Annotated in this window: 11 protein-coding genes; 7 read left to right on the forward strand and 4 right to left on the reverse strand. The window is 46.2% G+C overall.

Features of this window, described 5'->3' with window-relative positions; genetic code table 11:
- The first annotated feature begins 426 nt into the window (after positions 1–426).
- Complete coding sequence (locus Q4592_RS14760) at positions 427–618, forward strand: hypothetical protein (RefSeq protein ID WP_137672386.1); 192 nt, start codon at positions 427–429, stop codon at positions 616–618.
- An 8-nt stretch (positions 619–626) separates the two neighbouring features.
- Here the strand turns inward: Q4592_RS14760 and Q4592_RS14765 are convergent, their stop codons facing one another.
- Positions 627–2,123, reverse strand: coding sequence for an aldehyde dehydrogenase (locus Q4592_RS14765; RefSeq protein WP_303514482.1), 1,497 nt, complete (start codon positions 2,121–2,123; stop codon positions 627–629).
- A gap of 135 nt (positions 2,124–2,258) precedes the next feature.
- Between Q4592_RS14765 and Q4592_RS14770 the strand changes: the two genes are divergently transcribed.
- The 4 genes from Q4592_RS14770 to Q4592_RS14785 all read left to right on the forward strand — a co-directional run bounded on the left by Q4592_RS14770 (position 2,259) and on the right by Q4592_RS14785 (position 8,882).
- Positions 2,259–2,984, forward strand: a complete 726-nt coding sequence (locus Q4592_RS14770; protein WP_303514483.1) for a gamma-glutamyl-gamma-aminobutyrate hydrolase family protein — start codon at positions 2,259–2,261, stop codon at positions 2,982–2,984.
- A gap of 128 nt (positions 2,985–3,112) precedes the next feature.
- Positions 3,113–4,516: an efflux transporter outer membrane subunit gene (locus Q4592_RS14775; RefSeq protein ID WP_303514484.1), complete on the forward strand. Its 1,404-nt coding sequence runs from the start codon at positions 3,113–3,115 to the stop codon at positions 4,514–4,516.
- A gap of 18 nt (positions 4,517–4,534) precedes the next feature.
- Positions 4,535–5,698, forward strand: a complete 1,164-nt coding sequence (locus tag Q4592_RS14780) for an efflux RND transporter periplasmic adaptor subunit (RefSeq protein WP_303514486.1) — start codon at positions 4,535–4,537, stop codon at positions 5,696–5,698.
- A gap of 37 nt (positions 5,699–5,735) precedes the next feature.
- On the forward strand, positions 5,736–8,882 hold the full coding sequence (locus tag Q4592_RS14785) for an efflux RND transporter permease subunit (protein WP_303514489.1): 3,147 nt from the start codon (positions 5,736–5,738) through the stop codon (positions 8,880–8,882).
- A 49-nt stretch (positions 8,883–8,931) separates the two neighbouring features.
- Here Q4592_RS14785 and Q4592_RS14790 read toward each other — a convergent pair whose 3' ends face one another.
- Positions 8,932–9,756, reverse strand: coding sequence for an HDOD domain-containing protein (locus Q4592_RS14790; RefSeq protein WP_137672392.1), 825 nt, complete (start codon positions 9,754–9,756; stop codon positions 8,932–8,934).
- 172 nt (positions 9,757–9,928) lie between these two features.
- On the opposite strand from Q4592_RS14790, the gene Q4592_RS14795 reads away from it, so the two are divergent.
- A complete protein-coding gene (locus Q4592_RS14795; protein ID WP_137672393.1) occupies positions 9,929–10,141 on the forward strand; it encodes a hypothetical protein in 213 nt (70 codons plus the stop codon).
- On the opposite strand, the gene Q4592_RS14800 is transcribed toward Q4592_RS14795, so the two are convergent.
- Positions 10,133–10,855, reverse strand: coding sequence for a TetR/AcrR family transcriptional regulator (locus Q4592_RS14800; RefSeq protein ID WP_303514494.1), 723 nt, complete (start codon positions 10,853–10,855; stop codon positions 10,133–10,135). The two genes, Q4592_RS14795 and Q4592_RS14800, sit on opposite strands and share 9 nt — an antisense overlap.
- Before the next feature lie 182 nt (positions 10,856–11,037).
- Here Q4592_RS14800 and argA point away from each other — a divergent pair, with 182 nt between their 5' ends.
- Positions 11,038–12,369, forward strand: coding sequence for an amino-acid N-acetyltransferase (argA, locus tag Q4592_RS14805; RefSeq protein WP_303514496.1), 1,332 nt, complete (start codon positions 11,038–11,040; stop codon positions 12,367–12,369).
- A 174-nt stretch (positions 12,370–12,543) separates the two neighbouring features.
- Here argA and Q4592_RS14810 read toward each other — a convergent pair whose 3' ends face one another.
- The gene (locus tag Q4592_RS14810) at positions 12,544–13,575 is read right to left on the reverse strand and encodes a porin (protein ID WP_303514498.1); all 1,032 of its coding nucleotides are present in this window, start codon (positions 13,573–13,575) and stop codon (positions 12,544–12,546) included.
- Between the last annotated feature and the right edge of the window lie 197 nt (positions 13,576–13,772).

Here is a 13,772-nt window from a genome sequence, read left to right on the forward strand (position 1 = left end):
AAGAACGCTTTAAGCGAGCCATTTTATTTCACTTTGGAGGGCTTGATATGACTTTCCACCAAGAACGGTGAAGAGCCGTGAAAAAAACAGTAAATATCAAGAAATAGACAAAGAACTCCACCTTAAAGTGCTACCCATTCCGGCTTTTCGCTAGACCAAAACAACGAGAAATTTCGCGGCTTGTATGGCGCAAATATTCTGAGAATCTAGGGCGCTAACATTGCCCTTGTTGACCCAAATAGTGAGCTTATCCCCTTTGTGTCAGTCAATACTTGCTTAAGGTCGGCAAGCCAATTTCAATAAGATAAAACGCAAGCATTGCTCGCCTTAACAAATTTGCACAAAAGCTTGGCGAAAACGGGCGAATACACCTTAGTTTTAGCGGGGGCAACTATACTTTAGGTACCCATGTATGGAGGGCTAGCGATGAGCGATTGTTACTTGCTGCCCAAGGGAACTGATTTGATTCGAGCGGTTAAGTACATTGGCGAGCATCATTGTCATGATGCTCGTTCACTCAACGAAGTTGCGTTTCGATTTGATTTAAACCCTCTCGACCAGCAGTTTATCTTGGACCACTTTATTGAAACGCCCGACACTCACGAATCGGGCAAATAGCCTTGTCACTAACTTAAGTCTATCCAGGTTGATTTAAGTTCGGTGTATTTTTCGAGTGCGTGCAACGATTTGTCTCGGCCATTACCCGATTGTTTAAAGCCACCGAATGGCATGGTCATATCGCCACCATCCCAATTGTTTACAAATACCGTTCCTGCCCGTAAAGCGCGTGAAGTGCGCACTGCAGTGTTAATGTCGGCAGTCCACAATCCTGCTGCTAAGCCGTATTCGGTATCGTTGGCTAAGGCAATGCCCTGCTCTAGTTCATCAAACACTTGAATCACTAACACGGGACCAAACACCTCCTGCTTTACAATGTCTAAATTGGCATCAACGTCGTCAAAAATAGTCGGTTGAATATAAAAGCCACCGCTTTCTTTACGTGTTTGTTGGCCACCACATAGCAACTTGGCTCCTTGTGCTTTAGCCGCCTCTATAAAGCCGAGTACCCGTTGCATTTGGCCTTCATCAACCATTGCCCCCATGCTGGTATTGGGATCTAAAGGATTGCCCGGCTGCCACTGCTCCACTAAGGCCAACATTTTTTCTACTAAGGCTTGATGCACACTGCGATGCACAATTAAGCGCGAGCCTGCGGTACATACTTCGCCTTGGTTATAAAAAATTGCGGCTACTGCAGTGGCGGCCGCTTTGTCTAAATCGGCAACGTCGGCACACACTAGGTTGGGGCTTTTACCGCCACATTCCATAAAGGCGCGCTTAAGGTTTGATTGACCAGAAAACTGCACCAGTTTTTTACCTACCGCAGTAGAGCCAGTAAAGGTGATGCAATCTACGTCCATGTGCAGCGCTAAGGCTTGGCCTGCAGTGTGGCCGTAACCTGGCAATACATTGAATACGCCATTTGGTATACCTGCTTGTTTGGCTAATTTGGCTAAGTACAGTGCGCTTAAGGGTGACTTTTCTGACGGTTTTAAAATAACCGAGTTACCGGTGGCAAGAGCGGGACCAATTTTCCATGAAGCCATTACCAGCGGGAAGTTCCACGGCACAATAGCAGCCACCACTCCTAAGGCTTCACGCGTGACTAAGGCTAGGGCATCGCTGGTAACAGGAGCGACTTCGTCGTAGACCTTGTCTATTGCCTCTCCATTCCAGGCGATACAGCGTGCGGTGGCGGGCGCGTCGTAAGACAAGGCATCACCAATTGGCTTGCCCATGTCTAAGCTTTCTAACAAGGCGAGTTGCGCTTGGTGCTGCTCTATTAGCTGTGCAAACGCCTGTAATACTTGTTTACGTTCTGCGGGAGCAAGGTTTGACCACACCCCACTTTGGTAGGCATTGCGAGCAGCTTGCACGGCTAATTCAACATCTGCAGCGTCACATTCCGCCAGCTCTGCTAAAATTTCACCAGTGGCCGGATTAATACTGGTAAAGGTTTTACCTGACACAGCATCAACAAATTCACCGTTAATAAATGCTTGTTTTGGGAAGTCTAAATCTAGTGCCTGTTGTTGCCAATATTGTAAGTTATGCTGAACCATGTTCCCTCCGGTTTATGCCGCCACTCGTTACGTTATATTTAACAAAGCTACACAAATATAGATAATTATTCCATACTTGATACAGTTTATTTAACAGCTGGTCTTTATAAACATTGCTTTTTCTGGGTTTTTACTATGCAAATAGCGCTTCTTAATTGCGACCGAGTTGACAGCCAATTAGTTGAAGAATTTGGCGAATATCCCGACATGTTTAAGCAGCATTTATTGGCTCAAGACAGCAAGCTACAATTCGATGTGTTTGACGTGCTCAACAACGAATTACCAAAATTGAATCAGTTTGACGGATTTTTAATTACTGGCAGCCGCCATAACGCCTACGACCAACAACCATGGATTTTGCAATTAATAAGCTGGGTTCAGCAGTGTGAACAATTACAACGCCCCTTGGCGGGCATTTGTTTTGGGCATCAAGTTATCGCCCGTGCTTTAGGTGGCAAAGTAGAGAAATCGGCGAAAGGATGGGGCTTAGGTGTCGCGGCCAACAACTTGTTACAAAAACCGTCCTGGGTCAGCCCCTCGCTTGAGGGTGAAGACAATGCCAAAACCGAACCGTTTCGTATTTTAGTTAGCCACCAAGATCAAGTGACTCAATTGCCTCCGCAAGCAGAGTTACTGGCCAGCAGTGATTTTTGTCCTAACTTTATGTACCAAATAGACCAGCATATTTTGGCTATTCAGGGTCATCCCGAATTTGCGCCAGACTACGCCGCAGCACTTATAGATAAACGACAAATGATCTTATCCCCTACCCAGTTCGTTCTAGCTAAAACAAGTTTGAAACGTCCGCTCAATGCAGACTCGGTTTTCGATTGGATAGTGCAAATGTATAAGCTGCAATAAGCACCTAGCTTTGGAATAAAAACCAAAGCGACTGTAAATTAAGGTAAAAGCAATAATCTGCACTCGACATCACTGGCTAAGCAACGTTAAATAACACCATCTGTAGGGAAATAGACAAAGGAACAGCAATGCGCTTGGCTGCATGGGTTTGGATACCAGCACTACTTGCCACCTTAACCGGTTGCAGCATGACCGATAACCCGAAGCACCAGCCCTCTGGCGAGTTGGCGGCAAGCAGCTGGACCAGCCAATTTCAGCAAGGCGAGTTTACCGAACAACGCTTTGAGCAAGCACTGCCTCCTTCATTGCAACCGCTACTTAAAGAAGCATTACGCAGTAACCCGCAACTGCAACAACAAGGTTTTGCCCTAGACCAACAGCTTTATCAAATTCGAATTCAAAATGCTCAGCAATGGCCCAGCATTGACGCCTTTGTAAGTGGCCAACGTAGCGGCACCAATAGCGATAGCGCCAGTCAGTTTAGAGTAGGCTTAGATTTTAGTTGGGAAATCGACTGGCTTGGCAAGCTAGATGCGCGCCAACAAGCTGCAGTATTAGATGCCAAAGTCAGCTTTGAACAGTGGCAACAAGCTCAAATTCGCTTAGCCGCAAACACTACTCAACAATGGTATAACGTGATAGAAGCTCAACTACAAAAGCAACTAATTGCCGAGCGTTACGATAATTTAAAAGCCAACTTACAAATTATTGAAGAGAGCTACCAAGGCGGCCTTAACAGCGCGTTAGATGTATACCTTGCTAGGGCAGATTTAAGCGCTGCTCGCGCCCAGTTAAATTCGCGAACCACCCAACTCACCCAAGCCCAACGAGAGTTGGAGTTGTTGTTGGGCCGCTACCCTAGTGGCCTTATTCAAGTAGACGGTGTATTAGATGTGCCACTAGCGGCGATGCCAGCGGGTGTTCCCTCAGAGTTGCTTAATCGACGGCACGACATTAAAGCGGCGCAATACCAACTGGCGGCTGCCGATTTACGGGTGTATGCCGCGTATCGAGATCGCTTCCCTAGCCTAACGCTTACCGCCAGTGGTGGCGGCCAAAGTGACCAACTAGGGCAGCTATTGGATGCAGAATCTTTGGTGTGGTCTCTATTTGCTGGGGTGACCGCTCCCATTTTTGACGCGGCTCGCCGCGAGAATCAACAACTACAACAATATGCGAAAGCTCAATCTCTCAATGCCGCTTATGTAGAGCAAGTATTAAATAGCTTTGCCGAAGTTGAGCAAAGCTTAAACCTTGAACCCAGCCTGTATCAAAATGCCCAACTACTCGCCACTGCTGCAGAAGATTCTAAACAAGCCGAGTCTTTGGCCTTTGAAAACTATCTGGCGGGTTTAAATGAGTATGTCACAGTGTTGGAATCGCAACGCCGCGCCTTTGATGCGCGTAGCAGTGCCATTAACGCCTTAAACTTGCAGTTACAAAACCGTATTGAGCTTTACCTGGCACTAGGTGGAGGCTTAAACCAAGCCCAAACTACGCGAGAGGCCTTTGCCTCAGAGCCATTATTTTAACAGGGAGTGTTGCCTAATATGGCCAAACTGATACGTCTTAGCTTGCCTCTATTGGTGATCATCATTGGTTTGCTGATAAGCCAATACATTAAGGCAAACAAACCTCAGGCTCAGCGCAAACCTCAGGCTCAATTAGCTGAGCTGTCGGTAGAAGTGATGCCATTAGCCCCCCAACGCTATCAAGCAAAAGTTAACTCTTACGGCAGCGTACAAGCACATACCGAAGCCAGTTTAATTGCCCAGGTTGCCGGCAGCATTACCTACGTATCAGACAGTTTTCGTGAAGGGGCTTTTTTTGAAAAAGGCGAAGTACTGGTAAAAATAGATGCCCGTGACTATCAAAATGCCATCACCATTGCCGAAGCTGAGTTGCAATCAACTCAGCTATTGCTAGCCGAAGAACAGGCCAAAGTGGAACAAGCCTTACGCGACTGGAAACGCCTAGGCAAAGGTAAACCCGCCAACGATTTGGTACTACGCAAACCGCAGTTAGCTGCTCAAGAAGCGGGATTAGCCTCGGCCAAGGCCAAGCTCACCAAGGCCAAATTAGATTTAGAACGCACCGTTATTCGTGCCCCTTATGCTGGGCGAGTTTTAGAAAAAAGTGCGGAACTGGGTGAGTACGTGAGTAGCGGTAAATCGCTCGCCAGCAGCTACGCCATCGACTATTTAGAAGTACGCTTGCCACTGAGTTTGAATGAGCAAAGTGTGTTGAATATTCCTGAAAACTTCCGTCGTTCAAACGCTGATGTGGTTAAACCTCAAGTGAGTTTACGCTCTAACTTTGGCGCACATGAATATCAGTGGAACGCCCAGGTTGAGCGCAGTGAAGCCGCCCTCGACAGTGCCAGTCGTCAATTGTACCTAGTGGCACAAATTAACGATCCTTACGGCCCAGCCAACGAGAACAAACCTTCTCTTAAAATCGGCCAATTTGTTCGAGCCACTATTCAAGGTAAAACCCTAGAGCAGGTATTTGTTATACCGCGCAGCGCCCTGTATTCAGGCCAGCAGGTGATTATTTTGGAAGACGGTTTATTGCAACGCAAAACCGTAAGCATTATTTGGCAAGACCAAGATAGCTACATTGTAGAAAGCGGTATAAGTGCCGGACAAACCTTAGTCACCACCCCACTCGGGCGAGTGATAAGCGGCACTCCTGCCAAGCCGATAGGAGCCTAACCATGCACCTCTTAGCTGCTCTACCTAGGATGTTATTATGCATGGATTAATCGCCTGGTTTACGCGTAACCATGTTGCCGCCAACCTGCTGATGGTGTTAATTGTTGGTTTAGGTCTTTACTCGGCAAAGTTTCGTTTGCCCTTAGAGGTATTCCCCGAGTTTGAACTGGACATGGTAAACGTAAGCATATCGCTGCCCGGTTCAAGCCCAGAAGAAAGCGAAGAAAGCCTCGCCATTCGCATTGAAGAAGCGATTAGTGACATTGAAGGTATCGAGCAAATATCCTCCGTGTCACAAGAAGGTGCTGCGCGGGTCAGTGCTGAAATCAACTCTCACTACGATACTCGCGATGTAATGAGCGATATTAAATCGCGCATTGATGCGGTAAATACTTTCCCCAGTGACGCCGAACGCCCGGTAGTAAGCTTAAGCCAACGCAAACGTGAAACCATTACCGTGGCGGTATCTGGCGACATTGCGCATAAAGAGCTGCGCTTAGTGGCCGAATCCATTCGAGACGAATTGTTGCAACTCCCGGAGCTAACCCAAGTAGAGTTAGATTCGGTAGCGCCCTACGAAATCTCCATTGAGGTGTCAGAGCAAAAACTCCGTGAATATGGTTTAGAGCTGAGCAAAGTGGCGCAAATTATTAGCCAAGCCTCTTTAGATTTGTCGGCCGGTTCAGTAAAAACCCAAGGCGGCGAAATTTTACTGCGTACCAAAGGCCAAGCTTATGTGGGCGATGAATTTGCCGACCTACTGATCATTAGCCGCGCCGATGGTACTCGCATTAAGCTATCTGATATTGCAACAGTGGTGGACGGCTTTGAAGAAACGCCGATTATTAACCGCTTTAATAAACAGCCCACGGTGATGATAGAGGTTTATCGCGTAGGTGACCAAAGTGCGATTGCCATCTCCGATGCGGTAAAACAATACATCACCAATAAACAACCTTATTTGCCACAAGGGCTGGCACTAAACTATTGGCGAGATAGCGCCAAAGTGGTGAAAGCGCGCTTAAACACCCTTAAAAACAGTGCCATTCAGGGCTGTATTTTAGTGGCCTTATTGCTGGCGATATTCCTTCGCCCCGCCATTGCGGTTTGGGTATGTATCGGCATCCCCATTAGCTTTATGGGCGGTTTGCTAATGATGCCAACCATGGATGTGACCATTAATATTATCTCTCTATTTGCCTTTATCATGGTGCTGGGGATCTTGGTGGATGACGCCATTGTGACAGGCGAGAATATTTACACCCACTTAAAAGCTGGAGAGGAACCCTTACATGCCGCGATTAAGGGCACCCAAGAAGTCGCGATACCGGTAACCTTTGGCGTACTTACCACGGTGGCGGCTTTTCTCCCGCTAATGATGATAGATGGAGTGAGGGGCAAAATTTTTGCACAAATTCCGCTGATTGTTATTCCAGTACTGATGTTCTCATTAGTGGAGTCGAAACTGATTTTGCCGGCTCACTTAAAACACATCAAACCGGTGAACAAACAAACCCAAAGCCGCTTTAGTTACTGGCAAAACAAACTTGCCGACGGCTTTGAAGCAGCCATTCTTAGGTTTTATCAACCACTGTTAAAACGCGCCTTATCTCGCCGAGTATTATCTGCCGCTATTGCGATAAGCGTTTTTGTGGTGGTGCTGTCGCTAGCCACTGCCGGCTGGGTGCGCTTTATTTTCTTCCCAAGAGTACCCAGCGAAACCGCCCGCGCCACCTTAGTGATGCCAGCAGGTACAGCATTTAATACCACCGACAATTATATTAATCGCATGTTAGATGCCGCCATAAACCTGCAAGACAAGTATCGCGACCCCGACAGCGGCGACAGTATCATTCTCAACATTTTAGCCACTAGTGGGTCTAGCGGTGGCTCGGGCAGCGGCCAAAGCAATAAAGGCCGAGTCGTCTTTGAAATAGAGCCTCCGGAGTCGCGCAGCAATACCATGAGTAGTGGTGATTTGGTGCGTGAATGGCGCCAGCTTATTGGGTCGTTACCGGGCGCAGAAAGCCTCACTTTTCGTGCTGAAATTGGTCGCGGTGGTTCACCTTTAGATGTGCAGTTTAGTAGCAACGATTTTGCAGCAATGGCGCAAGTGGCCGATCTCACCAAGCAAAAGCTGCAAGAGTACCCAGCGGTGTTTGATGTAGAAGACAGCTTAGCCGATGGGAAATTAGAGCTGCAGTTAAACATTAAACCCCAAGCGCAAGCACTTGGCTTAACCCTAAACGACCTTGCTCAACAAGTACGCAGTGCTTTTTTTGGTTACCAAGTACAACGTATTCAACGCGGTCGCGAAGACGTGAAAGTATATGTACGCTACCCCGCCAATGAACGGCGCTCTCAATACAACTTAAATAACATGTTAATTCGCACTCCCGATGGCGCAGAGCTGCCGTTTAGCGAAGTAGCTAGCGTGATTCCCTCACAAAGCCCGGCAACCATTACTCGCATCGACCGTATGCGAACCCAAAACATTCGCGCCGATGTAAACAAAGAGCAGGCGAATATTGAGGTAATTAAGGCCGAACTGCAGCAGTGGTTAAGCCAAACCTTAGTGGCTTACCCGCAGGTTAATTTCAGCTTAGAAGGCGAAGCCAAAGAGCAACGAGAATCCTTTACCAGTTTGGCCTTGGGTTTATTGTTTGTACTGTTTGTTATTTACGGCCTGCTAGCGATTCCTTTTGGTTCTTACTGGCAACCTACAGTGGTGATGTCGATTATTCCTTACGGAGCGGTTGGTGCGGTACTTGGTCATATGATTATGGGCATGCCACTAACCATTATGAGTATGATGGGCATGCTGGCGCTCACCGGAGTAGTTGTGAACGACAGCTTGGTATTAGTGGACTATATAAACCGCCAACGTAAAGCAGGCGTAGATTTAATGACCGCGGTAACTAAAGCCGGCGTGGCCCGTTTTAGAGCGGTAATTCTTACTTCGCTCACCACCTTTGCCGGTTTAATGCCGTTAATTTTTGAAAAGAGTACTCAAGCGCAGTTTTTGATTCCCATGGCGGTGTCACTTGGCTTTGGGATTATTTTCGCTACCAGCATCACCCTGCTGATAGTGCCGGTTAACTACTTACTGCTGGAAGATGCTAAGGCGGGCTTACGCCGCTTTAAACTGTGGTGGTTAAAAGGCTTTGAAAAAACCGCCAACTAACAAAAAGGGGTTAGCTAAGCTAACCCCTTTTTTAATAAGCGGTTTGAATTTAGGCGGTCGTGGTAGCAACCATTGCTTCGCCCTGTTCTACCGCTTCTTCAATAAAACTAGCCACGGTAGATTTATCCAACTCAACCACTTCACATAGCGGCTCAGGTAAGTTTTTACCTACCATTTCGGCACTTAGGCCAGCGTTTAAGGCATGATGCGCAAATATTGCCAAACGGATTAACACCGCGGGTTTAGACACTTCATCAAAGTCCATTGGATTTAACTGCTGTTCAATGGCATCGGTAATCACCGGCGAGAAATTCCAGCGACGCGCTAATTCGCCACCAATTTGCGCATAGTCTAAACCCAAGGTTTTACGCTGTGCCGACACCCGCGTTTCGCCCGTTTCCAAGCACAACTCAATTAACCCTGCTTCTTCAGGCGTTGCACTGGCAATCAGCAGCTCACCAAAGTTGTGTAACATGCCACAGGTAAAGGCTGTTTCAGGTTCAACATGGGTGCTTTTAGCTAATGCTTGCGCTAACAACGCCACGTACATGGCTTGTCCCCAAAACTGTTGTTGGTCGAAGTTTTTGCTCGGCATCATGCCATTTAGGCCCGCAGCCACTACCAGTGAACGAACCCGTTTTAAACCTAAGCGGATCGCGGCCGCTTCAATAGAGTCAATTTGCTTAACCCCACGAAACGCGGCTGAGTTAGCCATTTTTAATACGTTCGCACCCAAAGATTGGTCGGTCGCCAGCTTTTTACCCAAATGGTGAAGATCAACATTTTCATCATTAATGCTTGTCAGTAATTCCTGCATAATTTGCGGCATTACTGGCAGTTTTTTTACCTGCTGGAAAAAGGCTTCCAGTTCCATGGACAACTCTCCTAAAAAATAGTGTGAAGCACTGCATGCTTTCACTCTTTACCTGGTCAAAAATTGAGCGTTAATTCACATAGACTAAACAAGTGAGCTTGTTTATCGCCAAATTGACCCACACTGAAACTTATATGCAGAACAGTTTGACCTTATAGGCGTAGAAAATACAGTGACGATCGCACAAAATGACAGGAAATCTTGGCCCAGCTGTAAACCTATTACTCAAGGTTTATCAGAACAGGTCTTAAAAGAATTAATATTAGGAAACAAAACCTTAGATTATGGGTCTTGGTTACATTGCTTGGGTGCAGAGCGCCTAGTTGATGAGCAAGAATACCCTACTACCAACCAAGCACATATTGTGAGCAACGCCTTAGCGTAAAAACTTCTCTGGTACTTTTTCTAGCAGTACCATTTTGCGTAATTGATTCAGCATGATTTGAAACCAAGTGAACTGGTGGTGATGCTCTTCTGCCGAAAAGCCAATGGTACCCGCCATAAAATTGCGAGTCAGTCCGTACAGGTACAAACAAACACTGGTTAAGGCTTCATCATCCCACTTCGAGCCGTGACTGATAAATGAGCGCTTAGTTTGCTCAATCACTATCACCCGGTGCCAGCTCTCAAGCGCTTTAAAGTCTTTATCATGAGTAAACAATTCATGAAAACTCACTAGCATCACTTCTGTTTCGTCTAGGGCATTTATCTTACTTTGGGCGCTATCTGGATACTCTACGATATTGCCTAAGGTTTGCTGGAAGTTGACATCTTCCACCACAATTTGAACCTTTTTAAACCAGCGCATAGCCAACGAAAAGAAGATGGCCTCTTTATTTTTAAAAAAGCGGTACAACGAAGCAATATCGATTTCTGCATGTTGGGCAATCAAGTTGGTATTTACTGCAGCCATCCCTTGCTCTTGAATCAAAGACAAGGTGCTGTCTAAGATGTGTTCCACTAGTCGTCTGGTACGCTCTTGGCTAGGTTGCTTACGCATGGCCAAATGCTCAGGTACGACATAGTTATCCATAAATACCTCTCGTAATAAATTTATTCCATTTTTACCTGCTACCTCAACATATACTGAGGTAGTCATTAAATGTTACAGCAGCTTATACTCTACCTCGCGATAGTACACAACTGAATTGGCCATAACATATGTATAAGATTTGTCATCGAGAAAAACTTATTGCTCGACAATGTTGATGGATATGCAACAATAACCGAATATTTGACTATTAAGTCAAATCTTACGTTTAGTTATTCACGGAGAAGAATTTGAACCGCTCTGCCGAAGATTTAGTCAGCTGGTTTCGCCAGTCGGCTCCTTACATAAACGCCCATCGCGGCAAAACCTTTGTAGTGATGTTAAGCGGAGAAGCTAGCACTAGCGCCAACTTTAATAACATTATTCAAGATATTGCCTTGCTCAAAACTCTTGGTGTGAAAATTGTGTTGGTGTGTGGCGCCCGCCCGCAAATAGACAGTTTAATCGAGGAGCACCACCACAGCTGCATGTTTGCTGGCGAGCAGCGAATCACCGATGAGCGTAGCTTAAACATCATCAAACAAGCAGTAGGTCAGATCCAAATGGATATTGAAGCCCAGCTATCTATGGGCTTGGTTAACTCTCCTTTGCATCAAGCTCATATCAATGTGGTTCGTGGCAATTTTGTAGTGGCGCAACCAATTGGTATTGAAGATGGCATTGATTTTCTGCATACCGGAAAAGTGCGCCGTATTAACCACCAAAGTATTAAGCGCCAACTAGACCATGGTGAAATAGTTATGGTGTCTCCATTAGGAGTATCGGTAACCGGCGAGCTATTTAACATTTGCTCGGAAGATATCACCACCGAAATAGCGGTCTCTTTGAAAGCAGATAAAGTCATTTACTTCAGCCCCGAGCAAGGTATTCACAATGACAAAGGCCAGTTGATTAGCGAACTATTGCCCGATGCGGCCAACGAGCTAATGCGCTCAGAGCCCTTTTTACGTGATACCGACAAAGATACTCTGCGTTATTTGCGGGCGGCCATTCAATGCAGTGACCGAGGCATCGACCGCTGTCATTTGGTGAGTTACCAGCAAGACGGCGCATTGCTAAAAGAGCTCTATACCCGTGACGGCAGTGGTACTCAGCTGGTGCAATATAGTTATGAGCGAGTTAGAGAAGCGAGATTGGATGACATTAATGGCATCATTGAGCTGATTCGCCCGTTGGAAGAAGAAGGCATACTGGTAAGGCGCTCCCGCGAGTTGCTAGAAATGGAAATTGAGCGATTTACCATTGTTGAGCGCGACGGCATGATCATTGGTTGCGCTGCATTGTACGCCTTCAATAATGAAAACATTGGTGAGCTAGCGTGTTTAGTTAGCCACCCGCAATACCGCCAAGCGAGCCGAGGTGATCGACTACTTCAAGCCATTGTTAATCGAGCCCGTCAACAGGGGTTAGCAAAATTGTTTGTGCTCACAACTAAAAGTATTCATTGGTTCAGGGAGCGTGGTTTTAGCCCCGCTGATTTCGAAGACTTACCCACCGAGAAACAGGCTATTTATAACCTGCAGCGACGCTCTAAAATTTTAATTATGGATGTAGAGCGCTAACTCGCTGTCTGCCACTCATACTAAAAAGCCACTCCACTATGAGTGGTTTTTTTATGCTGAGTATATCTGTAGAAAATAAAAAACCAGCGCCGTAAAGGCGCTGGCAAAAGACAAACATACACAAGAAAATAAGGAACACGCTAAGTTAGGCGCTTAGCGTGTGTTGTAACTGTCTTAGAAGTCGTAACGTGCTGCGAAGTGGAACTCGTTCTCAGCATTGTCGATGTTGTTGATTTGGTAAGCAGCAACGATACGCAATTGCTTAGTTAGGTCGTAACGGCCTTCAATTGTGTAGTAATCAACGTTGTCGTACTTAGCTCCGCCTTGTGGCTCAACTTCAGCTTTGTTCCACATTGCTTGCGCACGGAAGGTTTTAGTGAACTTGTAACCTGCAACTAGCTCGTAACCAGTATGCTCGTTTTTAGCGTCTGAACCGTGAAGTTTAAATGCTTTGTTGTTTTCGCCCATCGAGTAGTTAGCTGCTGCGTAAACGCCATTTGCATCGTAGTTAACACCCAATAACGCTAGCTTGCTGTCTTTTGCTTCGCCATTGTTAGCGATGTTGTAACCCGCACCTAGACCAAGACCAAAATCAAACGTGTAAGCTAAAGCAATACCGTAAGCAGAGTTGTCTGCGTCAACCGTTTGGTTGCCATCAGCATCGTCCATTTTTTGGTTGTCGTTAAACTTGTAAGAAGCGTGGATATCGAAACCGCTGAATTCACCCGCGTATTTAAGAACGCTGTCTGAACGGCCAATACCTTCTTCACGGCTAGAGCTGATGCCGATAGCAGAGTTACCGTATGGGTTAACGTAGCTTGAGTCAGTCCAGTCAGCGACTAACTCTAGAGCACCGTAGTTACGACCAAAGGTAACTTCACCGAAGTCTCCACCAAAACCAGCGTAAGCTAAACGCGCTTTAGTTGCTGAAGTGTTGTCACCTTCGCCGTTGTTTTCCATTTGTAGCTCGTAACGACCTAAAGCGTAGTTTGACGCGCCAATCATAGATTTAACTTTAGCGCCAAAACGTACGTATTGGTCTGCACCAAAGTTATCAGACTTACCAGCGTCGTCACCAGCAGTGTAACCCGCGTAAATACGACCATATAGGTCTACAGCGTGTTTCTCGTCTTCGTATACTTTAGCAGCGTTAGCTGAACCAGAAGCAGCGGCAACTGCGATAGCAATAAGAGTAAGCTTTTTCATTTTAATCCCTAAAAAATGTGAACTGTATCAAGTAAAAGTTGAACAAATCTTAGGACTGGTAAATGACAGAGAGGTGACTGAAATATTAAAGATTAATGACAGCGGAACTTTAAGGAAAGCTCTGCAAGCGACTAATTATTAAGCATTTTATTTAGTTAATGCTCAAGTTAATTAAACGCATGCAGAATAAAATACGG

This window comes from Agarivorans sp. 1_MG-2023 (genome assembly GCF_030548385.1).
Classification (GTDB): Bacteria; Pseudomonadota; Gammaproteobacteria; order Enterobacterales; family Celerinatantimonadaceae; genus Agarivorans.